This window comes from Ruegeria sp. N8 (assembly GCF_056531325.1).
This window is the reverse complement of record NZ_JBQFLQ010000001.1, coordinates 647,383-668,007: the sequence shown is the minus strand read 5'-3', so window position 1 is coordinate 668,007 and position 20,625 is coordinate 647,383. Positions and strand designations below refer to the sequence as shown.

Here is a 20,625-nt window from a genome sequence, read left to right as displayed (position 1 = left end):
ATTTGGTCAGTTCACGCACTTTTTGAGAAGATAAATATCCATGATCCACCCGTGATCGGCGCGCGCAGCTGCACGGGTGTCCAGAATCTGCTGCGCAACCTCAGCCAAGGGCCCCTTGATCAGAATTTCCTCTTTCATGCCCACGTACGCCCCCCACCAGATGTCATAATCTGCCATCTGAAGATGTTGGAACGAGCACTCACCATCCAGCATTACCGCCACGTTTGACGCACCGTCCGGCCACCCTTCGTCGCGAATCCGCCGCCCCGTGGTCACGATGTAGGGGGCACCCAGATCGTTGATCGGAATCACGTGGGCAGCCGTCAACGCCTGCAGCGCTGTAATGCCAGGGATCACCCGCGTCGTCGGTTGAGGGTCCAGCCGCTCTGCAATCCGCAGTGAACTGTCATAAAGCGACGGATCGCCCCAGATCAGTAGAGCTACATGTCGTGCTCCAGGATGGGCGGCGATTGCCTCGCTCCAGCGCAATACAATCGCGTCGTGCCATTCATCCACCCCGCGCAGATATCCGTCGTCGGACCGGCGCTTGGGGATGTCGAAATAGGCGATCTGCGGCGGCGTGTCGGTCACCTGCGCAATGATCTTTTCGCGCAGCCCGGCCAGATCGGCCTTATTCTCGCCCTTGCGGGGGATCAGGATCAGGTCCGCCGAGCGGATCGCCTGCGCGCCCTGAAAGGTCACGTGGTCAGGGTTCCCGGTGCCGATGCCGATCAAGGTCAGGTCAAACATCGTCAAACTCTGCCAGCGGGCCGTAAAGGATCAGCGCCGGGGCGGTGCCTATCTCGTCCGCCAGTTTATTGGACAGCGCGCCTACAGTACTGCGATGCAGCTTCTGCTCGGGGGTCGAGACGGATTCGGCCATCAGTGCTGGCGTTTCCAGCGGCAGGCCATGTGCGTGCAGCGTTTCGACCAGCAGAGGAAAGGTGCGCTTGCCCATGAAGACGACGGTGGTCGCATCCGGGTCGGCCAGCGCGGGCAGGTTCAGGTCCTCGGGCAGTTTGCCGCTGACATCATGGCCGGTGACAAACTGCACCCGTCGCGCGGTTAGCCTACGGGTCAGCGGGATGCCAGCCGCCGCCGCCGCCGCTACAGCTGAGGGGATGCCGGGGATGATCTCGTATTCGATCCCAGCCGCGCGCAGGGCAACCAGTTCTTCTTCCAGACGTCCAAACATGCCGCCATCGCCGGATTTCAACCGCACGACCCGCTGCCCGGTCAGGGCGTAATCCACCAACAACCGGCTGACATGGTCCTGCTTGGGCGAGGGGCGACCCGCCCGTTTGCCCACGCCCACCAGATCGGCATCCTCGCGCGCATGGGTTAAGATCGGCCCGCTGCTGAGGTCATCAAACAGCACCGCATCCGCCTTTTGCATCCGATCTACGGCCTTGAGCGTCAGCAATTCCGGATCGCCCGGACCTGAGCCGATGAACGAGACAAACCCACTCATACTGAGGCCTCCGCGATCAGGTGAAAGAACGTGCCGGTCACGTTGCCACGCACCGATCCGGTCTGCGGCCCTTCGGCCCCTTCTGCGTCAAACACACGGGCCAAAGGCGCGTCAGGTTGCTCGATGATTGAGGAATAGTGGAACTCATGCCCCCGCAGGCCCGTGCCTACGGCAAAGCCGGGCATCGGGGCCAGCAGTTCGGCGCGACGATAGCCCAGATTGAACTTGCGCTTTTCATAGGACGTCACCAGCCCCAACAACCCGGCCATCTGATGCGAGACACCCTCTTTGTCGATCAGAGCCTGTCCCAGCGCCATATAACCCCCGCATTCTCCATGCACGGGCTTGGTTTGCGCGTGGTTCCGCAACCCTTCCTGAAAGTCGGATGCGGCGGCCAGAATGCCTGCGTGCAGCTCAGGATATCCGCCCGGCAACCAAACCAGATCGGCATCCGCCGCAGGGGCTTCATTGGCCAAGGGCGAGAACGGCAGCACCTCGGCCCCAGCCGCGCGCCAGCCTTCCAGCAAATGCGGATAGGTAAACGAAAACGCCGCATCGCGGGCCAGCGCGATCCGTTGTGCAGGAGGGCGCGGCAGCGCGGCGGACGATGGCCCATTCGGGCCTGAGGACGCCGCCCGCTTGATCGCCTCAAGATCGACATGTTCGCGCAGAAACGCGGCATAGCCCACAATTGCGCTTTCCAGATCGGGATGTTCAACGGCCTGGATCAGGCCCAGATGCCGCTCGGGCAGGGTCAGGTCTCCACGACGGGGCAGCACGCCCAGAACCGGCAGGCCCGCGCGTTCCATTCCCAACCGCGTCAACCGCTTGTGCCGGGGGCTGGCGCAGCGGTTTAGAATCACGCCCGCAAAGGGCAGATCGGGGTTATACATTTTGAAGCCCAGGGCCGTCGCCGCCGCCGATTGCGCCTGACCGCCCACATCCAGCACCAGCACCACCGGCCAACCCATCCGTAACGCGGTTTCCGCACTGGACCCATGACCCAGTTCACCGGGCTTGGCGACGCCGTCGTACAGCCCCATTGAGCCCTCGGCGACCACGATATCCGCGCCTTCGGCCTGTGCAGAAATGGCGTCCAACAGAGGCTCTCCCATGGCCCAGCTGTCCAAATTGAACGAGGCACGCCCCGCAGCCGCCCGGTGAAAGGCCGGGTCGATATAATCTGGTCCGCTTTTAAAAGGCTGAACGGTCAGCCCATCCTCGGCCAGCGCACGTAATAAGCCCAGCATGACCGTGGTCTTGCCGGTGCCCGAGGACGGTGCAGAAATCAGAAGGCCCGGAGGGTTAGTCATCGCGTCATTCATCCTCGGGGCTCCAGCTGGACCACGGGCTGTCGGCGCTTTGCGGGCGATAGCGGCGGTCGTAATCCTTGGAATACAGACAGCTTTCGTCGAACCCTTCCCCCGCAAGCGCTGGGCCGACCATGATCAGCGCGGTGCGGGCGATGCCGTCGTCCAGCGCGTCTTTCAGCGTCTCCAGCGTTGCACGGATGATGCGTTCATCGGGCCAGCTGGCGCGATAGACAACGGCCACCGGGCAATCGGCCCCATAGGCCGGGGTCAGGTCGGCGATGACCTTGTCTAAATTGCCGATCGACAGGTGAATGGCCAGCGTTGCGCCGGTGCGGGCGAAGTTCTCAAGCGTCTCACCCTCGGGCATCGAAGACGCGCGGCCCGGCGTGCGGGTCAGCACCACCGATTGCGCGAGGCCGGGTAGTGTCAGTTCCGTGCCCAAGGCCGCGGCTGCCGCGGCAAAGGACGGCACGCCGGGCGTGACGCTGACCGGGATACCCATCTCTTTCAACCGGCGGATTTGTTCGCCCATGGCGGACCAGACCGACAGATCGCCCGAATGCAGGCGGGCCACATCCTGACCAGCCTTATGGGCGGCATCGATCTCGGCCATGATCTGATCCAGATCCATCGGCGCGGTGTTGATGATCTTGGCTCCCTCGGGGCAGTGGCCAAGGATTTCCTCGGGCACCAGCGAGCCCGCATAGAGGCACACGGGACAGGACGCGATGATTTCGCGCCCGCGCAGGGTCAGCAGGTCGGCAGCGCCCGGTCCGGCGCCGATGAAATGAACGGTCATTTTTGTCCTCCGATGGCGATGGCGCAGGTGGCCAGCCGGTCGTCTGATATCTGTCGTGGTGAAAGCAGCCGCGCGCCAGATCCAGCGGCGGCAAGGGCGGATGCTTCGGCCACACTGCCGGTGCCATAACTGGCGCGGCTGCGGGGCGAGCAGGTGAGCGTGCGCTGCCCGGCCAGATCGGCGGGCGCGATGAAATGCAGGGGCAGGGCGGTTACGGCTGCGAATTCTGCAAGCGCAGCATGGCCCTCTTTGTCCGCGACGGTCGCCAAGGCGCTGACGGGGTGGTCAGAGGCGGCAGCCGCAAAGGCCGCGCGCAGACTGTCCACCGTCGCGGTGGAGGAAAAGCCAAGGCCCGCGACGATCATAGCGTGACGCTCCACTGCACCACCGGATAGCCGGATTTCCAACCCCGGCGCGGCCCCAATGGCGCAGCCTGCGCCAATTCAATCCGCAAAAGATCGCCGCCGCGTTTCTCATGCCACTGCGCCAGCAACGCCTCGCTCTCCAGTGTCACTGCATTGGCGACTAAGCGGGTACCAGCGGGCAAAGTGGCATACAGCCAGTCCAGCAGCGCGGCGCTTAGACCTCCACCGATGAACACCACATCCGGCAGGGACAACCCGTCCAGCGCATCGGGCGCAGTGCCGTGGATGACGGTCAGCCGATCCTGACCCAGCGCATCGGCATTGCGACGAATCCGCTCGGCCCGGTCCGCGCGGGGTTCAATCGTGGTGGCCGTGAGGGTCGGATCGCACATCAACCACTCGATACTGATCGAGCCGGTGCCGCCTCCGATATCCCACAGATGCTCACCGCGATGCGGGGCCAGCGCTGACAAGGTCAGGGCGCGGACAGGGCGTTTGGTGATCTGGCCGTCGGTCTCGAATATCTCATCCGGCTTGCCTGAGGATTTGGGCAGCGCGCGACCCTCGCCTGCGACTTCAAGCGCGACGCAGACCGGGTGATCGAACCCGCCCAGCAGCGCCTCGGTCAGGGACACACTGCGGGAACGTTCACGAGGGCCGCCGAGCGCTTCCATCACGTGTAGGCGGGTGTCGGCAAAGCCGGTTTCGGTCAGGTAGGTCGCCAGTTCCGTCACCGCAGCCCCGTTGCGCAGCAACAGAATGGCGCGCAGGCCTGGCGACAGATGCGGTCGCAGCCGCGTCAGGGGGGCGGCGTGCAAGCCGAAAGTCAGCGTCGCCTCCAGCGGCCAGCCCAGCCGCGCGGCGGCCAAGGAAAAGGTCGACTGGCCGGGCAGGGCGGTCCATTCCCCAGCCTCGAAATTGCGCGCGATGACCGATCCGGCACCAAACCAGAACGGATCGCCCGAGGCCAGCACGACAGTGGGCCGCCCCCGGAACCCCGTCAGCACGGGCAGACCATCGGCAAAGGGCACCGGCCATTCGACCCTCTGGGCCGTACTATCGGGGATCAGCGACAGATGGCGCGGTGGACCCATGATGATTTCGGCGCGCTCCAGCACTTGACGGCTTGCGGGCGACAGGCCATCAAGCCCATCCTCACCCAGGCCCAGAACGGTCAGCCACGGAGCTTCATGCATGACACACCTCCTGATCCTTGGCGGCACGACCGAGGCCAACGCCCTGGCTAAAACCGTGGCCGAACGGGGCATCCAAGCGACCTATTCCTATGCGGGCCGCGTTGATAACCCGCGCCCGCAGCCGTTGCCGATGCGCGTGGGCGGGTTCGGAGGCGTGGACGGCCTGACCACCTACCTGCGCGATCACGCGATCACCCACGTGATCGACGCCACGCACCCCTTTGCCGCCCAGATGAGCGCCAACGCGGTGGCCGCCTGCCATAAGGCCGACGTGCCTCTGGCCGCGCTGACCCGCCCGGCATGGGTGGAACAGGATGGGGACGACTGGCAGCATGTTCCGGATATCGACGGCGCGGTGGCCGCCCTGTCCGGCGCGCCACAGCGGGTGTTTCTGGCCGTGGGCCGGATGCATCTTGAGGAGTTCGCCGCCCAGCCTCAGCATCGTTACTTGTTGCGGCTGGTCGATGAACCGGGTGCTCTGCCGTTGCCGAACTGCGACGTGGTTGTCTCGCGCGGGCCATTCACTCTGGCCGATGATCAGGCGCTGATGCAGCGCCATGGGATCCAGTTGGTCGTGTCCAAGAACGCAGGCGGCCTTGGCGCGCGCGCCAAGCTGGACGCGGCGCGGGCGCTGGGCCTGCCGGTGCTGATGATCGACCGTCCGGCCCTGCCGCAGCGGGTCGAATTGTCGAGCGTTGCTCAGGTTCTGGACTGGCTGGCTCATTCTGGCGTGAACCTCGGCGTGTAGACGATGGGCGCGCCGTCGCGTTCGATCACGCGGGTGCGGGACGAGCCGACGATGACCACCGTCTGCATATCTGCCATCTCGGGTGTGGCCTCCGCCAGTGTCGAAATCCGAATGGCCTCATCCGCGCGGGATACGGCGCGGGCGAACAGGATCAGCCGTTCGGGTTCGCATTCTTCGCGCAGGATTTCCAGCGTCTTTACAAAGCCCTCGGGGCGGGACTTCGAGCGCGGATTGTAAAACGCCATCGAGAAATCCGCCTGCGCGGCCAGCCGCAGACGCTTTTCGATCAATGACCATGGCTTGAGGTTGTCACTCAGGTTGATGGCGCAGAAATCATGCCCCATTGGCGCGCCCGCACGGGCCGAGGCCGCCAACATCGCCGTGATCCCCGGCAGCACATCAATCTGGATATTGCGCCACTCGGACGGGCCATCTTCTAGCGCCTCAAACACAGCCGCCGCCATCGCAAACACGCCGGGATCGCCCGAGGACACAACGACCACGCGTTTGCCCTCAGCCGCCATTTGCAGCGCGTGCTGCGAGCGGTCGATCTCGACGCGGTTGTCACTGGAGTGCAGTGTCAGGCCGGGGCGCTCGGCCACGCGGGCCACGTAGGGAATATAGCCGACCACATCTGTGGCCTCGGCCAAAGCGGCAGTCACCTCGGGCGTCACCAGCGCCTCATCCCCCGGTCCAAGACCGGCGATCTTGACCCAGCCGCTCATGGCCTGCGCCCCTGACCGTGCACGATGATGATCGAGAAATAGGGTGTGACCTTTTCACAAGCCTCAGACAGTTTCGTCACCGTCTGGTTCGGCATTTGCGCAAATTCCACGATCCACGCGCGGTCATAGAGGCCCGCCGTTTTCAGCGCGCGCTTCACCTTGTCGATATTGCGCCCGATCTTCATCACGACCAGCGCGTCTGTCTGTGCCATGCGCTGCGCCAGATCGTCCTCGGGCAGAGTACCCACCAGTACGGTCAGCACGTCATCACCCCAGGTGATCGGGTCTCCGGTCGCTGTCCACGCGCCCGACATGCCGGTGATGGCAGGCACGACTTCGACATCAGATTCGTCGCGCAACCGGTTGTAAAGATGCATGAAAGAGCCGTAGAAAAACGGATCGCCCTCGCACAAGACCACCACGTCTTCGCCCTGTTCGGACAGAGCCTTCAGATGCGCGGCGCAGTCTTCGTAAAACGCCGAGAGCAGCTCGTTATAGCGCGGATCGCTCACTGGGATCTCGGTTGTGACCGGGTACTCCATCGGGAATTCGACGGCATCTTCAGGTATCATCCCATTGACGATCTTGCGCGCCTGTCCACTGCGGCCGGGCTTGCGGAAAAACGCCACATGACGCGCGTTGCGCAATAGGCGGTCGGCCCGGACGCTCATCAGGTCGGGATCGCCGGGGCCGAGGCCCACGCCATAGATTGTGCCGCTCATTCCGCGCGGCTCGCGATGGCGTTGATGGCGGCGACGGTGATGGCGCTGCCGCCCAGGCGGCCCTTGACGATGCAGGAGGGCACTGGCTGTGCCTCCCACAGGGCGTCTTTGGATTCGACCGCGCCGACAAAGCCCACGGGGCAGCCGATAATGGCGGCGGGGCGTGGGCAGTCGGGGTCTTCCAGCATGTTCAGCAGATGGAACAGCGCGGTAGGAGCGTTGCCAATTGCGACAACGGCGCCGTCCAGATGAGGACGCCACAGCTCCAGCGCAGCGGCGGAACGCGTGTTGCTCATCTCAGCGGCCAGCGGGCGCACGCGTTCGTCATGCAGTGTGCAGATCACCTCATTGTCGGCGGGCAGACGGAACCGGGTCACGCCCTCGCTGACCATGCGCGCATCGCACAGGATGGGTGCGCCGGCTTCCATTGCAGTGCGGGCGGCGGCCACAAAACCGGGCGAGAAATGCACGAACTCTTCAAGCCCCACCATGCCGGCCGCGTGGATCATGCGGACGGCGACCTGTTCCTCGTCGGCGTCGAACCTGGCAAGATCAGCCTCGGACCGGATGGTGGCAAAGCTTTCCTTATAGATCGCAGCGCCATCGGTTTCATAAGTATAGGGCATCAGGTGAAGTCCATATTCATCAGTGTTTCTTCGGTCAGGCCGGTCTGGCAGGGCTCATCCCCCGCGCGGCCCTGTTTGACAAGATCAAATCGTCCGGCATTGCCGATCAGCGTCACATCGGCCAGGCCCATGCGCGCGCATCCTTTGGCGCAGCCCGAGACATGCAGGCTGCCCGGTACGCGTGCGGCCAAAGCACGGGCGACGTCGCGGGTTTCCACCTGCGCTTGCGGGCAATATGGCGCGCCGGGGCACGCGTCGGTGGTCATCAGCGGATCGGTGCCGTCTGTGACAAAGGCCGGGGCGGGTATCGCCGCCCCGCCTTCCAACAGGATCAAGCGCCACGGGGTGACGCGCAGGGCATCGGCCCCGCTTTGCGCGATCAGGCCTTTCAGGGCCCGCGCAGGCAGTTGCCCAAAGGCTGCACCATAGAGCGCTCCCTGATCGCAGAGGCCGGGTTGCAGCGGCGCGCCAACAGATCCCGGAACTGCGCCCTGCCACTCCGGCGGCAAGTCCGCGACCACTCCGGCCATGCGCCTGCTCTCGGGCGTGTAGTTTTGGGAGAACCATGCGGCCAAGGCGATCAGCAGGTCGATGGCTTCCGATTCCTGGACCAAACGTCCGGTGTTTGCCCCATTGGCACGCAAGATCAAACCCTCAGGGCTTATTTCCAGCCGGATGTCGGCTGAATCCCCCGCCAGCAGGCGCTCAGGTCCGGTGTCGATGGCAAAGCCGAACTTGGCGGGCAGGGCGGGTAGTTCGGCCAGCCGGTCAATAAGCTCTTGCGCCAGCCGAGCGGTCAGGTCTCCGGCTAGGTACAGAGGTGAGACCAGAATGTTGCGGCGCACCTCGATCCCCGGCTCTGCATCCAGCAGGTTCAGCGCGGCCAGTTCGGCCAACATGGGCTGATGATCGCCCTCAGCCACGCCCCGCAATTGAAGATTGGCGCGGTTGGTTAGGTCGATGGTGCCATTGCCAAAATGCTCGGCCAGATCGCACAGACCCATGGCCTGCTCAGCTGTCAGACGGGCCAGCCTCGGCCGCACCCGCACCACCAGCCCGTCGCCCGACATCATCGGGCGGTGCGCACCGGGGCACCAGCCCTGAACGATGGGCGCACTCATCGCAGCCCCTCCAGATCGGCGCGAATCGAGTTGCGGCGCGTGTTCCACAACCCCGCCTCAAGCAAGGCGCGGAACCGGTCCTGCATGGCCTGATGCGCCTTGGGGTTGGCCTCGGCCAGAAAGGCGTCGACCTCGGCGTCGCCCAGCGTGGCATCGTGGTAGAGGTCGAACAGATGCGGTGCGACGGTGCCCGACAAATGCGCGAACGAGGCCATGTGATCCAGCGTTGCGGCGATCTCGGCCGCGCCCCGGAACCCGTGGCGTTGCATCCCGGCGATCCAGCCGGGGTTGGCAGCGCGGGCGTGGACCACGCGGCTGATTTCCTCGGGCAGGGTCCGCGCGCGCGGGGTGTCGGGGTTGGTGTTGTCCAGATGATACAGCTGCGCCGAGCCGCCTGTGATTTTTTTGGCGGCGGCAAATCCGGCTTCATGCGTGGCGTAATCATTGGCCAGTAGCAGGTCGGTCTCGGTCAAATCCTGCAGGTGGACGAAACTGTCGGCGCTGGCGACGCGCTGGGTGATGCCGTCCTTGTCCTGCGCGATATGCTCGCCTTCCAAGGCATAAGAGCTGGCGTCCAGCCATGCCTCACCTGCCTGCGCGCGCGCCTCGTCGGTGTAAATTTCGGACAATTGTGTCATGTTCACGCCATAGCTGCCGGGGGCTGGGCCATAGACGCGGGCGGCGGGTTCCTGACCGGCATAGGGGTTCCAGTCGGCCGCCTCATCGCGCGCCGACAAGGCCCGGATCGCCTGACCGTATAGCGCCGATAGCGTCGGAAAAACGTCGCGGAACAGGCCCGAGACCCGCAGCGTCACATCCAGACGCGGGCGACTGAGGTCGGTGATGGGCAGAACCTCGATGCCTGAGACCCGCTCTGACCCCTTGTCCCAGACGGGTTTGACGCCCAGCAGGTGCAGCGCCATGGCGAATTCCTCACCCGCCGTGCGCATAGTGGCCGAGCCCCAGAGGTCAACGATCAGCCCTTTGGGATAGTCGCCTTCCTCTTGCAGGTGACGCCGCACCAGTTCTTCGGCCAGTTTCACGCCTTGGCTATAAGCCGCGCGCGTGGGCACGGATCGCGGGTCGGTGGTATAGAGGTTCCGTCCGGTAGGCAGTACGTCCGAGCGGCCACGATAGGGCGAACCGGATGGCCCGGCCTCGATCCGCTTTCCGGCTAGTGCGTCGATTAGGGCGTTGCGTTCAGACTGGGCGGAAGGCGCGGGGTCGAAATTGCCGGTCACTTCTGGCACCCGGCCAAATATGTGCAGCCCGTCGCCGAACTGGCTTTCCTTGATGTCACAGACAAAGCGGTCGATGCGGGTGATCGCCTCGGCGGTGCAGGTGGCCTGATCCAGACCCAGATCGCTTTCCAGCCCGATGGCCTGAGCCTCATTCCGGATATCCTCTTGCAAACGGTCGCGGCGCTTGGGGTCCAGACCATCAGCGTTCGAGAATTCGTCCAGCAGGGACTCCAGCCGTACCATCCGATCCGGTGTACCGCTTTCTTTCAAAGCGGGCGGGATGTGGCCCAGCGTGACCGCGCCGATCCGGCGCTTGGCTTGCGCCGCCTCGCCGGGGTCATTGACGATGAAGGGGTAGATCACTGGCAGGTCGCGGATCAGCGCCTCGGGCCAGCAACCGGCTGAGAGCGCCACGGATTTGCCGGGCAGCCATTCCAACGTGCCATGGGCTCCGATGTGGATCAGCGCATCGGCATTCAAGCTTTTACGCAGCCAAAGGTAAAAGGCGACATAGCTGTGGCGCGGGGTGCGCGACAGGTCATGATAGTCGTCATCGCGTAACTCGGGCGTGCCGCGTTCAGGTTGCAAGGCGACCAGAGCCTTGCCCCGACGCAGGGCGGTGAAGTGAAAGGCACCATCGGTGTAAGCGGGGTCATCCTCGGGAGCGCCCCAAACCGTATGCAAGTCGGTGCGCAGCTGTTCGGGCAGGTCCGCAAGCGCGGCCTGATACTCGGCCAGCGGCCATGCGATCCGGGCGTTCAGCAGCGTATCAGCGATTGGTTTGGCAGGGGCGGTATCATAGCCCCCGGCTTGCAGGTCGGACAGCATCGCCTCAGCCGAGGCCAGAGCGTCGAGGCCCACCGCATGGGCCATCTGCCAGTCTTTGCCGGGATAGGTGGACAGAACCAGCGCGGGCACCTGATCGGATTTGGGTTTGCCTTGCAAGTTCAGCCAGCCGGTCACACGGTCAAGGATGGCCTCGATCCGTTCCTCCTCGACCCGGTGGGCAAAGCGGGAATATTCCAGATGCGGGTCGCGTTTGCCCGGTTCCTTAAACGAGGCGATGCCCGCTGAAATACGCCCGTCCACCTCGGGCAGCACCACATGCATGGCGAGGTCGGTGGGGGAGAGGCCGCGTTCTGCCTCGGCCCACGCCTTGCGGCGCGAAGTGGCCAGTGCGACCTGGAAGACGGGCACATTTGCAGCGTCCAAAGGCGAGGTACCCGACGCGCCTTTGCCCGAGAAGGACGTGGCGTTGATGATCGCGGACGGGGCCAGCGATACGATGGTGTCGCGCAGCCAGTCGGCGGCGGATGGCGCTTTCAGGGAAGGGGCGAACAGGCCCACGGCCTGAAAGCCGCGCGCGCGCAGGCTACGGATCAGGGCGGCCACGGGGGCTGTGTCGGCCGAGGTCAGGTAAGCGCGGTAGAAACTGACCACGACGCGTTTTGAGTCACCGGAAAACGCCTGTTCCGCCGGAATCACTCCGCGATCGGGGCACCATGCGCCGCAGTCGGGCAGGGATTTAGCCCCCATCACCGGACCCGCATAGAGCCCCGCTGCCAGTGCCATCTGTGCCAAAGCGGCTTGTGCTGCAACCTCGCCGCCGGTGTCACACAGGTGCGCTAAGCGGCGCAGGGTGGAGACGGGCAGGGTGGAATACTCATCCAGTCGCGTATCCTCGCGCCCGTCGGCGGGCAGCACGGCCACAGCAATCCCTTTGGTCTGCGCAAGCGATAGAACCTGCTGCAGTCCGTAGGACCAATAGGGCACTCCGCCGATCAGACGGATCAGGATGCCTTTAGCGCCCTCCAACGTCTGTTCCACATAGGTGTCAACGGACAGAGGGTGTTTCAGCGCCGTCAGATTGGCCAGTCGCAGGGTCGGCATCCGACCGTCAGGCCCGCCACCGCGATGCCAGCCTGCCGCGAAAGCACCAAGGTCGCTGTCCGAGAACGACAGCACCACCAAATCCGCCGGGCTCTGGCCCAGATCGGTTGGGGTCTCAGATTCCTCTAACCCGTGGCTTTCGCGGAAGACGACGTGCATGGTTTACTCGGCAGCCTCGGTGACGCCCACGAAGATGTCGCGGATTTCAGCCTCTTTGATGTCGTCATGCTCGGCAATCACCACCAGACGCGAACGGCGCTCTTCGCCGGGCTGCCACGGACGGTCGTACTGATGACGCACGCGCGCGCCCACAGCCTGAACTAGAAGGCGCATTGGCTTGCCCTTAACAGCGGCATAGCCCTTGACGCGCAGGATGTTCAGTTCTTTGGCAAGACGTTCGATTTTCGCGACCAGATCGGCCGGGTCGGTCTGTTCCGGCAGCTCGACGATGATGCTTTCGAAATCGTCATGTTCATGATCGTGATGACCGTCATGATGCGAAGGCCGCGCCTCCATGTCATCCTCGGCGGCAGCCTCAAGACCCAGCACGACGCGCACGTCCACCACACCTTCGGCCACTTCGACCACGGGCAGAGGACGCGGGGCCTCGGCGGCGATGATCTCTTTGGCTTTGGCGACACCTTCGGGGCCGGCCAGATCAGGCTTGGTCAGAAGGATGATATCGGCGCAGGAGATCTGATCTTCGAACACTTCGGACAGAGGGGTTTCATGGTCGATGGAATCGTCGGCCATGCGCTGGGCATCCACTGCCTCGACATTCGGCGCGAACCGACCAGCGGCCACCGCCTCGGCATCGGCCAGCGCGATCACGCCATCCACGGTAATTTTCGAGCGGATATCGGGCCAGTCGAACGCTTTCAGAAGCGGTTTCGGCAGCGCAAGGCCCGAGGTTTCGATCAGGATATGCTCGGGGCGCGGCTCCAGCGCCATCAGCGCCTCGATCGTGGGGATGAAATCATCGGCCACGGTGCAGCAAATGCAGCCATTGGCCAGTTCCATGATGTTTTCCGCCGGGCAATCGGGAATGGCGCAGGACTTCAGGATATCGCCATCCACGCCGACATCGCCGAATTCATTAACCACAACGGCCAGACGCTTGCCCTGCGGGTTCTGCATCAGGTGCCGCACCAGCGTGGTTTTACCCGAGCCCAGAAAGCCGGTGATCACAGTAACGGGGAGTTTTTCGAGGGTGGACATGTCAGGCTCCAATCGGGGGAATGCGCGAGGCGCAGTTTTTGCGGAAATGTTCGGGGCGCTCGCGCCATTTGACCAAGCCGTCCTCGGTGGCCAGATACTTGGTCGCGCCGTCGACGATCACGTCGACATGATCGACCTCGTTCAGGTTCTCATAAACAAAGGTCCAGCGCTCGGGTCCGCCGCGCAGAACGATGGAACAGCCCTGATCGCAATTCGACAGGCATTCGACGGCTCTCAGCGTTACGCCTTCGGGCAGATCGGCCTGTTCCAGCGCCTTGTGCAACAACGTGCCGGGGCGGTCTGCGTCATCTTCAACAGGTAGGCCGCGGCGGCAGGTGGTGCAAACCAGCAGCTCGACCGGAGCGGTCTCGGTCATGTCTCTCATCCCCCCAAATCCTCATCGTGGGGGACGGGGTTTCAAGCGGGTCGCATTTGACCCGACACCGGAACACCCCGTCCGGTTTCAATCGCGGGTGCTGGCAGGTCTCCCGGCTTGCGGATGTCAGGGCAATTGCCCTGTCGGATGTCCCGCCTTCCCGGCCTGTTTGGCCAGTGGCTTGGGCACCCTCTCCGGTCACGGTCGCGGGGGCGGCTGCGTTTGGCGGATGATCCGTTGACGCATTCCCTTTTCATCCTCGTGCAGAGGACACCAACGGATCGGACATGCGGCACCGGGCAGGGGCTTGTCAAGCGAGTCGCAAGCATCTGTGAAGCAACGGTGGAAAAGCGACCTGTAAGCGTCGCTGGGCGGCATGACGAAGCCCGCAACCCCGTGCTGCCATGACCGAAACGGCGCAAACAGGGAGACGTGTCGCATGAGAGTGGGCTTTATCGGACTGGGCAATGTGGGCGGCAAACTGTCCGGGTCTTTGCTGCGCAACGGGATCGACCTGACGGTGCACGATCTGAACCCTGATCTGGTCGCGGGCTTCGTGGCGCAGGGGGCCAAGGCCGCCGAAAGCCCGGCCCAGCTGATGCGCGATTGCGACGCGGTGATCACCTGTCTGCCATCGCCTGCTGCCTCGGACGCCGTGATGCAGGAGATGCTGCCCGAGGTCGGCCCCGGCAAGATCTGGATGGAGATGTCCACCACCGACGAGGCCGAGGTCAAGCGGCTGGGTGCGCAGGTCATCGAACGCGGAGGGGCGGCAGTAGACTGCCCCGTCTCGGGCGGGTGCCATAGGGCGGCGACGGGCAATATCTCGATCTTCGCGGGCTGCGACCGCGCGACGTTCGAACGTATCCTACCCTTTCTGACCACGATGGGCCGCCGCGTGCTGCACACAGGCGAGTTGGGCTCGGCCTCGGTGCTTAAGGTGCTGACCAACTACCTGGCGACGGCAAACCTGATTACCTGCGCCGAAGCGCTCGTGACCGCCAAGGCCGCCGGGATGGACCTGAACACGACTTATGAGGCGATCAAGATTTCATCAGGTACTTCCTTTGTGCATGAGACCGAAAGCCAGGTGATCCTGAACGGATCACGCGACATTTCCTTTACGATGGACCTTGTGAAAAAGGATATCGGGCTGTTTCAGGACGTCGCTGACCGCGCCGGTGTACCGCTGGAGATCAACCCGGTCATGATCCAGATTTTCGAGGACGGAATTGCCCGCTATGGCGAGCGTGAATTGTCTCCCAACATCATCCGACGTCTGGAGGATGCAACCGGTCTAGACATCACAGCCTCCGGTTTTCCGCCCGAGATGGAGGACGACGAACCGGAAGAGCCCGGATACGAGGTCATCCCTCAGGGGCGTGGGGCCGAATGACGCAAGCCGCGCGTCAGTGGAATAATCTGTTTTGTAGAGAGAGTGGAGGCGAGTACCGGAATCGAACCGGTGTACACGGATTTGCAATCCGCTGCGTCACCACTCCGCCAACTCGCCTTTTCAAGTAAAATCAAATACTTGCTGTGGTGTGACAGGCGTTTTAACAGCTTTCTTCTGGGGCGTCCAGAGGGTTGCGGCGAAAATTCAGCAAGCGCAGGCGTGCCGTATCGGAAACAGGTTCACTTTCTTGTTCTGCAACAAAAGTTTCGATGCCTGAGCCGTTGCCGGTTTTATCCGGATATGGCACAAGCCCAGCATCCAAGGGAATAGAACGAGCGATCCAATGACAGATTTCGCAGCCCGGCGCCGCACTATGGTCGATACGCAAATCCGGCCTTCTGATGTCACGAAATTTCCGATTATCGATGCGATGCTTAGCGTCAGGCGTGAAAATTTCGTGCCCGATGCGCAGCGCGAGGCAGCATATGTTGAAGGGCTGCTTGATCTGGGGAACGGTCGCTGCCTGCTGGAGCCTCGGACGCTTGCCAAAATGTTGGATGCGCTGAATATTTCCAATGATGAGGTCGTGCTCGATATCGCGCCGGCGATGGGGTATTCTACTGCTGTTGCCGCAAAGATGGCGCAGCTTGTGGTTGCGGTGGAAGAGGATGAAGAACTCGCCACCGAGGCCCAAACCGTTTTGATGGAAGCAGACGCAGATAACGCAATCGTGCATGTCGGGCCTTTGGAGCAGGGTGCAACCGAACATGGTCCCTACGATGTCATCCTGATTCAGGGCGGGGTCGAGCATGTGCCTGACGCGTTGCTCGCGCAGCTCAAGGATCATGGCCGGATCGCATGCCTTTTCATGGATGGTGAATTGGGAACTGTTCGGATCGGCCACAAATCCGGCGAACGCGTGACTTGGCGCCACGCGTTTAATGCCAATGCCCCGGTTTTGCGCGCTTTTTCCACGGATCGTGTATTTTCGCTATAATTCCGGGACAGATTGTCCTGCCACCTTGATTAGTTGAACATAAACGCGCAAACTGTCCGCAGGGCTGCGTAATTTTGGTTTGAGAGGATTTCGTGATGAGTTCTACGGCGGGAGGAAAACTGGTCAAGGCGTTGGCGCTGACGGCTGGTATCGCGCTTAGTGTTGTGCCGGGTCGGGGCGCATGGGCAGACAATCTGACAGACGCGTTCATTGGTGCTTATAACACCAGCGGGCTGTTGGAACAAAACCGGGCCTTGCTGCGTGCTGCCGACGAAGATGTGGCGATCGCATTGGCCGCGCTGCGTCCGATCATCAACTTTGCCGCTCAGGTCAGCCAGGATTATACCCGCTCGACCATTGACGATGTGACGGTCCGAAATGAACCTTCTACGTTCTTTGCTGGTCTGACGCTTAGTCAGCTGATCTACGATGGTGGCTTTTCGGTTCTGGGCAAGCAATCGGCGCAAGAAATCGTTCTGTCCACACGTCAAAGCCTGATTGATGTGGAACAGGCCGTGCTGTTCCGAGCCGTAAATGCTTATTTGGCCGTTGTTCTTCAGGAAGAAACCGTTCAGATTCAATTGAACGATGTGGAAGTTTCTGCCGAGGAACTCCGCGCTTCGCAGGACCGTTTCGATGTGGGCGAGGTGACGCGCACGGACGTGGCGCTGTCGCAGGCGCAGCTTGCCAGCGCTCAGGCGGAATTGTCCGTTGCGCGCGGGAACCTGAGCACGGCGCAGGCCGAATACGTTAACGCCGTAGGTAAAGCGCCGGGCGCGACGGCTGGTCAGCCCAGCCTGCCCAACCTGCCGCGGTCAGAGGCGGAGGCGATTGCCCTGGCTCAGCGCAACCACCCGGCGATCCTGTCATCTCAGCATGAGGTTCGTGCCTTTGATCTGGCGGTTCTTCAGCAGCGTGCAAACCTTGGCCCGAATGTTACTTTGAACGCGGATGCCGGGATTACCGAAAGCTACGACAACGACGATTCAATCGAAGACGCGACGGTCGCTTTGACCTTCACTCAGCCGATCTATGCTGGTGGCGCCTTGGCCGCGCAGGTCCGTCGTGCAATGGCGACCCGTGACGCGTCCCGCGCGAACCTGCTGAACGTACAGAAAGATATCACGCAAGGCGTTTCCGTGGCTTATGCCAACTTCCAGGCTGCATCGGCCAGCCTGCGCGCTTCGACCGAGCAGGTGCGAGCATCTCAAGTGGCCTTTGACGGCATCCGGGAAGAGGCGACCTTGGGCGCTCGGACGACGCTGGATGTTCTGAACGCACAGCAAGACCTGCTGGATGCGCAGCTCAATGAGGTTGCATCGCGCACCGAACGGTCGCTGGCTGCCTATCAGTTGTTGCAGGCGCAAGGTCTTTTGACGGCCGAGCGTTTGGGGCTGGCCGTGCAAATCTATGACCCGACGCTGTATTACAATCTGGTCAAGAAAGCACCGGCACAGGTTAGCAAGCAGAGCAAGGATCTGGATCGGGTACTCAAGGCCCTGCGCCGCGACTAACCCAGGACACAATCTGTTGTGAGGGCCGAAGTGTTTGGCTACACTCGATTCTGAGGAAAGAGTGGTAGAGAAGAATGACGGATAAAGTCGTAGACGGGAGAGTAGAGGACGTTTTGTCCTCTATCAAACGCCTGGTCGGTGAAGAAGGCCGCAAAATCCCCGATCTCGTTCCGTCTTCTTTGGCACGAAAGCCCGGTAGATTGGTTTTGACGGACGCACTGCGAGTCGGGGATAATGAGGACGGTAAACCCATTGCAGACCCGGTGGTGGATGCGTCAGTCAAACCTATGGTTCTGCGCGCCCGGGATGCAGTAGAGAGTGAGGCGTCGCAACCCGTCCCAACCCCAGAGAAAGTTCCGAGTTTCAGCCTGAGTTCCAAGATAGAAGCGCTGGAGGCGGCGATTGCCCGCACCGAGGATCAGTGGGAACCCGACGGTGATAGCGATGACGCCTATTCTGGAACTCCGACCCGCGCTTTGGGTTGGAGCGTCGGAAACGAAGCCAAAGAGGATGAAGTGGTGGAAGAGGGGCTCTCGGACACCAAAGCAACCTTCATCCGTGACCCCGAGGTCATCGCGGCGACCGAGGCCGAAGACCAACCTGAACCTCCCGCGATGGATGAAGACGCGTTGCGTCAGCTTATCGCGCAGGTCGTGCGGGAAGAGCTTCAGGGCGTGCTGGGCGAACGCATCACCCGCAATGTGCGCAAAATGGTCCGGCGCGAGATTTACCGGGCTTTGGCTGAGCTGGAATCCAGCTAGACGCTAGGCCCGGCAGGGCTGTTGCGCCAGTTCCAAAAGCTGATCCAAATCCATATGCTGCTCAAGATGGTCGGCCAATGCGTCCAGCGTCTCGTCCACGCCGTCCTCGTAATTGATCTCTGAGACAGCCCCCAATTCCGACAGGTAACGCGCGCGGAACGCATCGGACGAAAATATCCCGTGCAGATAGCTGCCGCGAATACGTCCAGTTTTGTCTGCGGCACCCTCGGGCCGACCTTCAACCTCCAGCCAAGCGCGGGCGCAGTCGGGGCCCTCGGTCCGGCCCATATGGATTTCATAGCCTGACACCGGTTCTTTGCCGGGAACCGCATGCGCCTGCCGCAACGTGACCTGCTTCTGGCCAGCCATGATGGTATCGACGTCCAGCAAGCCCAGCCCATCGACTGTTCCTGGTCGACCATCGACGCCGCCGGGATCGGAGATGGTATTGCCCAGCATCTGATACCCGCCACACAGGCCCAAAACATGACCACCGCGCCGCACATGGCCATAGAGGTCCACATCCCACCCCTGCGCCCGGAAATAGGTCAGGTCGCCGATAGTGGATTTACTGCCTGGCAGCAGCACAAGGTCAGCATCGCCGGGCAGGGGGCGCCCCGCAGGGACGATCTCGACCGTGATGCCTGGTTCAGCCGAGAGCGGGTCCAGATCGTCAAAATTGGCCATCCGCTCAAGTTGCGGCACCACCACTTTGCAGGTCCCGCCCGCGTGAGAGCGGATGTCCATCATATCCTCGGCAGGCAGTTTCCATGCGTCGTTGAACCACGGCACGACACCCACGCAGGCCCAACCGGTCCGCGCTGCGATATCGTCACGCCCTTCATCGAAAAGGGATACATCGCCTTTGAAGCGGTTCACCGCAAAGCCCTTGATCATCGCTAGATCGCTGGCTTCCAGCACTGCCTGCGTGCCTACAATCTGTGCGATTACACCGCCGCGGTGAATGTCGCCGACCAGCACGACCGGCACACCTGCGGCGCAGGCAAAGCCCATATTGGCAATATCTCCCTTACGCAGGTTGGTTTCAGCCGGACTGCCTGCGCCCTCGACCAGAACCAGATCGGCATCCGCACAGAGCCGGTCAAAGCTTTCCAGCGCAGCCCCCAGCAGCTTGGATTTGTCCTTGCGGTAGTCACCCGCCTTCATCGTTCCAGCCCGCTGCCCCTGCACGATGATCTGCGCCCCCGTGTCGGTTTCGGGTTTGAGCAGAATCGGGTTCATATCCGTATGCGTCGGCCTGTTCGCTGCCCACGCCTGAAGCGCCTGCGCGCGCCCGATCTCGCCGCCGTTTTCGGTTACGGCGGCGTTGTTTGACATGTTCTGCGGCTTGAACGGAGCCACGCGCAGCCCGCGTCGTGTATAGGCGCGAGCCAGCCCGGCCACCAAAACCGATTTACCCACATTGCTGCCGGTACCCTGAATCATGATGGCGCGAACCATGCTTGTTCTCCTATAACCTGACGGGCACATGACCCGATTTGACGGCAGAGGAAAAGCCCCCGATGAACACGCCAGCCCATCTTTTGATCGGAGCCGCCGCCTTTGCGCGCCCGTCCTATGGCCGAACTCTGCGTGCCGTTCTGATTGGGTCGGTGCTGCCGGACCTGTCGCTCTATCTGATGGCGGGGGTGTCGCTGTTCATTCTGAACATCCCCGAGCAGGTGGTGTTCGAGCAGCTTTATTATTCCGACGCGTGGCAGACCGTTTTTGCCATCGACAACTCGTTTCTAGTCTGGGGGCTGGCACTGGCCATCGGGGTATTGCTGCGCGCGCGTTTGCTGGTGCTGGGCGCCTCGGCCGGGTTGCTGCATCTGGGTACCGATATTCTGCTGCATGCAGGGGATGGACGGGCGCAGTTTTGGCCGCTGAGCAATTGGGTCTTTCACAGCCCGATCAGCTATTGGGACAGCGCCCATCACGCACAATGGGTCGTGCTTGTGTCGATCACAGCCTGCGCGGTGTCATATATCGCGCTGTGGCGGCGCGGGTTGACCCTTCCGACAAAGATCTTCTTCGCAGCTTTGCTTGCAGCCGAAGTCTGGGTCGCTCGGCAGTGGCTGTTGTTTTTCTGACGTTGGTTTAGCCAAAAGAAAAGCGCGCTCTGGCAGTCAGAGCGCGCTTTTTC

The 20,625-nt window shown here is 62.5% G+C and carries 20 protein-coding genes, 1 tRNA gene and 1 riboswitch; of the genes, 6 read left to right on the top strand and 15 right to left on the bottom strand.

The annotated features are described in order from the left end of the window. Positions 1 to 6 precede the first annotated feature (6 nt). Genes cobF through cbiE form a run of 6 tightly spaced genes read right to left on the bottom strand, consistent with a single transcriptional unit; the run spans position 7 to position 5,144 of the window. A complete protein-coding gene (gene cobF, locus ACR0C5_RS03385; RefSeq protein WP_480874543.1) occupies positions 7 to 750 on the bottom strand; it encodes a precorrin-6A synthase (deacetylating) in 744 nt (247 codons plus the stop codon). Then, a complete protein-coding gene (gene cobA, locus ACR0C5_RS03380) occupies positions 743 to 1,471 on the bottom strand; it encodes a uroporphyrinogen-III C-methyltransferase (RefSeq protein ID WP_480502663.1) in 729 nt (242 codons plus the stop codon). The genes cobF and cobA overlap by 8 nt, the downstream gene beginning before the upstream one ends. Beyond that, a complete protein-coding gene (locus tag ACR0C5_RS03375) occupies positions 1,468 to 2,796 on the bottom strand; it encodes a cobyrinic acid a,c-diamide synthase CobB (RefSeq protein ID WP_480874540.1) in 1,329 nt (442 codons plus the stop codon). The genes cobA and ACR0C5_RS03375 overlap by 4 nt, the downstream gene beginning before the upstream one ends. Further along, entirely contained in the window at positions 2,789 to 3,583 is a 795-nt protein-coding gene (gene cobM, locus ACR0C5_RS03370; RefSeq protein WP_480502661.1) for a precorrin-4 C(11)-methyltransferase, read from the bottom strand. The genes ACR0C5_RS03375 and cobM overlap by 8 nt, the downstream gene beginning before the upstream one ends. Further along, positions 3,580 to 3,948, bottom strand: a complete 369-nt coding sequence (locus tag ACR0C5_RS03365; protein WP_170770228.1) for a cobalamin biosynthesis protein — start codon at positions 3,946 to 3,948, stop codon at positions 3,580 to 3,582. Before ACR0C5_RS03365 ends, cobM begins: the two co-directional genes overlap by 4 nt. After that, positions 3,945 to 5,144: a precorrin-6y C5,15-methyltransferase (decarboxylating) subunit CbiE gene (gene cbiE, locus ACR0C5_RS03360; RefSeq protein WP_480874537.1), complete on the bottom strand. Its 1,200-nt coding sequence runs from the start codon at positions 5,142 to 5,144 to the stop codon at positions 3,945 to 3,947. The genes ACR0C5_RS03365 and cbiE overlap by 4 nt, the downstream gene beginning before the upstream one ends. Here cbiE and ACR0C5_RS03355 point away from each other — a divergent pair. Further along, on the top strand, positions 5,143 to 5,892 hold the full coding sequence (locus tag ACR0C5_RS03355; RefSeq protein WP_170770232.1) for a cobalt-precorrin-6A reductase: 750 nt from the start codon (positions 5,143 to 5,145) through the stop codon (positions 5,890 to 5,892). The genes cbiE and ACR0C5_RS03355 overlap by 2 nt on opposite strands. On the opposite strand, the gene cobJ is transcribed toward ACR0C5_RS03355, so the two are convergent. Genes cobJ through ACR0C5_RS03320 form a run of 7 tightly spaced genes read right to left on the bottom strand, consistent with a single transcriptional unit; the run spans position 5,865 to position 13,811 of the window. Continuing rightward, complete coding sequence (cobJ, locus tag ACR0C5_RS03350; protein WP_480874533.1) at positions 5,865 to 6,617, bottom strand: precorrin-3B C(17)-methyltransferase; 753 nt, start codon at positions 6,615 to 6,617, stop codon at positions 5,865 to 5,867. The genes ACR0C5_RS03355 and cobJ overlap by 28 nt on opposite strands. Continuing rightward, entirely contained in the window at positions 6,614 to 7,339 is a 726-nt protein-coding gene (locus tag ACR0C5_RS03345; protein WP_170770236.1) for a precorrin-2 C(20)-methyltransferase, read from the bottom strand. Before ACR0C5_RS03345 ends, cobJ begins: the two co-directional genes overlap by 4 nt. Next, positions 7,336 to 7,965, bottom strand: a complete 630-nt coding sequence (locus ACR0C5_RS03340; RefSeq protein ID WP_170770238.1) for a precorrin-8X methylmutase — start codon at positions 7,963 to 7,965, stop codon at positions 7,336 to 7,338. Before ACR0C5_RS03340 ends, ACR0C5_RS03345 begins: the two co-directional genes overlap by 4 nt. Further along, complete coding sequence (locus tag ACR0C5_RS03335) at positions 7,965 to 9,086, bottom strand: cobalamin biosynthesis protein CobG (RefSeq protein ID WP_480874529.1); 1,122 nt, start codon at positions 9,084 to 9,086, stop codon at positions 7,965 to 7,967. Before ACR0C5_RS03335 ends, ACR0C5_RS03340 begins: the two co-directional genes overlap by 1 nt. Further along, positions 9,083 to 12,376: a cobaltochelatase subunit CobN gene (gene cobN / locus ACR0C5_RS03330; protein WP_480874526.1), complete on the bottom strand. Its 3,294-nt coding sequence runs from the start codon at positions 12,374 to 12,376 to the stop codon at positions 9,083 to 9,085. Before cobN ends, ACR0C5_RS03335 begins: the two co-directional genes overlap by 4 nt. Before the next feature lie 3 nt (positions 12,377 to 12,379). Next, complete coding sequence (gene cobW / locus ACR0C5_RS03325; protein WP_480874523.1) at positions 12,380 to 13,435, bottom strand: cobalamin biosynthesis protein CobW; 1,056 nt, start codon at positions 13,433 to 13,435, stop codon at positions 12,380 to 12,382. A 1-nt stretch (position 13,436) separates the two neighbouring features. Next, the gene (locus tag ACR0C5_RS03320; protein ID WP_170788921.1) at positions 13,437 to 13,811 is read right to left on the bottom strand and encodes a DUF1636 family protein; all 375 of its coding nucleotides are present in this window, start codon (positions 13,809 to 13,811) and stop codon (positions 13,437 to 13,439) included. A gap of 85 nt (positions 13,812 to 13,896) precedes the next feature. Further along, positions 13,897 to 14,104: riboswitch (cobalamin riboswitch) on the bottom strand. Between the two features lie 146 nt (positions 14,105 to 14,250). Here ACR0C5_RS03320 and ACR0C5_RS03315 point away from each other — a divergent pair. Beyond that, entirely contained in the window at positions 14,251 to 15,207 is a 957-nt protein-coding gene (locus ACR0C5_RS03315) for an NAD(P)-dependent oxidoreductase (protein WP_170788920.1), read from the top strand. Between the two features lie 43 nt (positions 15,208 to 15,250). Here the strand turns inward: ACR0C5_RS03315 and ACR0C5_RS03310 are convergent. Further along, a tRNA-Cys gene (locus ACR0C5_RS03310) sits at positions 15,251 to 15,324 on the bottom strand. A gap of 226 nt (positions 15,325 to 15,550) precedes the next feature. Here ACR0C5_RS03310 and ACR0C5_RS03305 point away from each other — a divergent pair. The 3 genes from ACR0C5_RS03305 (at position 15,551) to ACR0C5_RS03295 (ending at position 18,479) form a co-directional block, all read left to right on the top strand. Beyond that, on the top strand, positions 15,551 to 16,204 hold the full coding sequence (locus tag ACR0C5_RS03305; RefSeq protein ID WP_170770250.1) for a protein-L-isoaspartate O-methyltransferase family protein: 654 nt from the start codon (positions 15,551 to 15,553) through the stop codon (positions 16,202 to 16,204). Between the two features lie 95 nt (positions 16,205 to 16,299). Next, a complete protein-coding gene (locus tag ACR0C5_RS03300; protein WP_170770252.1) occupies positions 16,300 to 17,718 on the top strand; it encodes a TolC family outer membrane protein in 1,419 nt (472 codons plus the stop codon). 74 nt (positions 17,719 to 17,792) lie between these two features. Beyond that, complete coding sequence (locus ACR0C5_RS03295; RefSeq protein ID WP_480857584.1) at positions 17,793 to 18,479, top strand: hypothetical protein; 687 nt, start codon at positions 17,793 to 17,795, stop codon at positions 18,477 to 18,479. Between the two features lie 3 nt (positions 18,480 to 18,482). On the opposite strand, the gene ACR0C5_RS03290 is transcribed toward ACR0C5_RS03295, so the two are convergent. Continuing rightward, a complete protein-coding gene (locus tag ACR0C5_RS03290) occupies positions 18,483 to 19,940 on the bottom strand; it encodes a cobyric acid synthase (RefSeq protein WP_480874518.1) in 1,458 nt (485 codons plus the stop codon). A gap of 62 nt (positions 19,941 to 20,002) precedes the next feature. Between ACR0C5_RS03290 and ACR0C5_RS03285 the strand changes: the two genes are divergently transcribed. After that, positions 20,003 to 20,572: a cobalamin biosynthesis protein CobQ gene (locus tag ACR0C5_RS03285; RefSeq protein ID WP_480874515.1), complete on the top strand. Its 570-nt coding sequence runs from the start codon at positions 20,003 to 20,005 to the stop codon at positions 20,570 to 20,572. Positions 20,573 to 20,625 lie beyond the last annotated feature (53 nt).

Coding starts and splice junctions, on each gene's coding strand:
- ACR0C5_RS03305 (WP_170770250.1), top strand. CDS start 15,551: ATGACAGATTTCGCAGCCCGGCGCCGCACTATGGTCGATACGCAAATC.
- cobM (WP_480502661.1), bottom strand. CDS start 3,583: ATGACCGTTCATTTCATCGGCGCCGGACCGGGCGCTGCCGACCTGCTG.
- ACR0C5_RS03355 (WP_170770232.1), top strand. CDS start 5,143: ATGACACACCTCCTGATCCTTGGCGGCACGACCGAGGCCAACGCCCTG.
- ACR0C5_RS03375 (WP_480874540.1), bottom strand. CDS start 2,796: ATGAATGACGCGATGACTAACCCTCCGGGCCTTCTGATTTCTGCACCG.
- cbiE (WP_480874537.1), bottom strand. CDS start 5,144: ATGCATGAAGCTCCGTGGCTGACCGTTCTGGGCCTGGGTGAGGATGGG.
- ACR0C5_RS03295 (WP_480857584.1), top strand. CDS start 17,793: ATGACGGATAAAGTCGTAGACGGGAGAGTAGAGGACGTTTTGTCCTCT.
- ACR0C5_RS03320 (WP_170788921.1), bottom strand. CDS start 13,811: ATGACCGAGACCGCTCCGGTCGAGCTGCTGGTTTGCACCACCTGCCGC.
- ACR0C5_RS03335 (WP_480874529.1), bottom strand. CDS start 9,086: ATGAGTGCGCCCATCGTTCAGGGCTGGTGCCCCGGTGCGCACCGCCCG.
- ACR0C5_RS03345 (WP_170770236.1), bottom strand. CDS start 7,339: ATGAGCGGCACAATCTATGGCGTGGGCCTCGGCCCCGGCGATCCCGAC.
- cobJ (WP_480874533.1), bottom strand. CDS start 6,617: ATGAGCGGCTGGGTCAAGATCGCCGGTCTTGGACCGGGGGATGAGGCG.
- ACR0C5_RS03285 (WP_480874515.1), top strand. CDS start 20,003: ATGAACACGCCAGCCCATCTTTTGATCGGAGCCGCCGCCTTTGCGCGC.
- ACR0C5_RS03315 (WP_170788920.1), top strand. CDS start 14,251: ATGAGAGTGGGCTTTATCGGACTGGGCAATGTGGGCGGCAAACTGTCC.
- ACR0C5_RS03365 (WP_170770228.1), bottom strand. CDS start 3,948: ATGATCGTCGCGGGCCTTGGCTTTTCCTCCACCGCGACGGTGGACAGT.
- ACR0C5_RS03290 (WP_480874518.1), bottom strand. CDS start 19,940: ATGGTTCGCGCCATCATGATTCAGGGTACCGGCAGCAATGTGGGTAAA.
- ACR0C5_RS03300 (WP_170770252.1), top strand. CDS start 16,300: ATGAGTTCTACGGCGGGAGGAAAACTGGTCAAGGCGTTGGCGCTGACG.
- cobF (WP_480874543.1), bottom strand. CDS start 750: ATGTTTGACCTGACCTTGATCGGCATCGGCACCGGGAACCCTGACCAC.
- ACR0C5_RS03340 (WP_170770238.1), bottom strand. CDS start 7,965: ATGCCCTATACTTATGAAACCGATGGCGCTGCGATCTATAAGGAAAGC.
- cobA (WP_480502663.1), bottom strand. CDS start 1,471: ATGAGTGGGTTTGTCTCGTTCATCGGCTCAGGTCCGGGCGATCCGGAA.
- cobN (WP_480874526.1), bottom strand. CDS start 12,376: ATGCACGTCGTCTTCCGCGAAAGCCACGGGTTAGAGGAATCTGAGACC.
- cobW (WP_480874523.1), bottom strand. CDS start 13,435: ATGTCCACCCTCGAAAAACTCCCCGTTACTGTGATCACCGGCTTTCTG.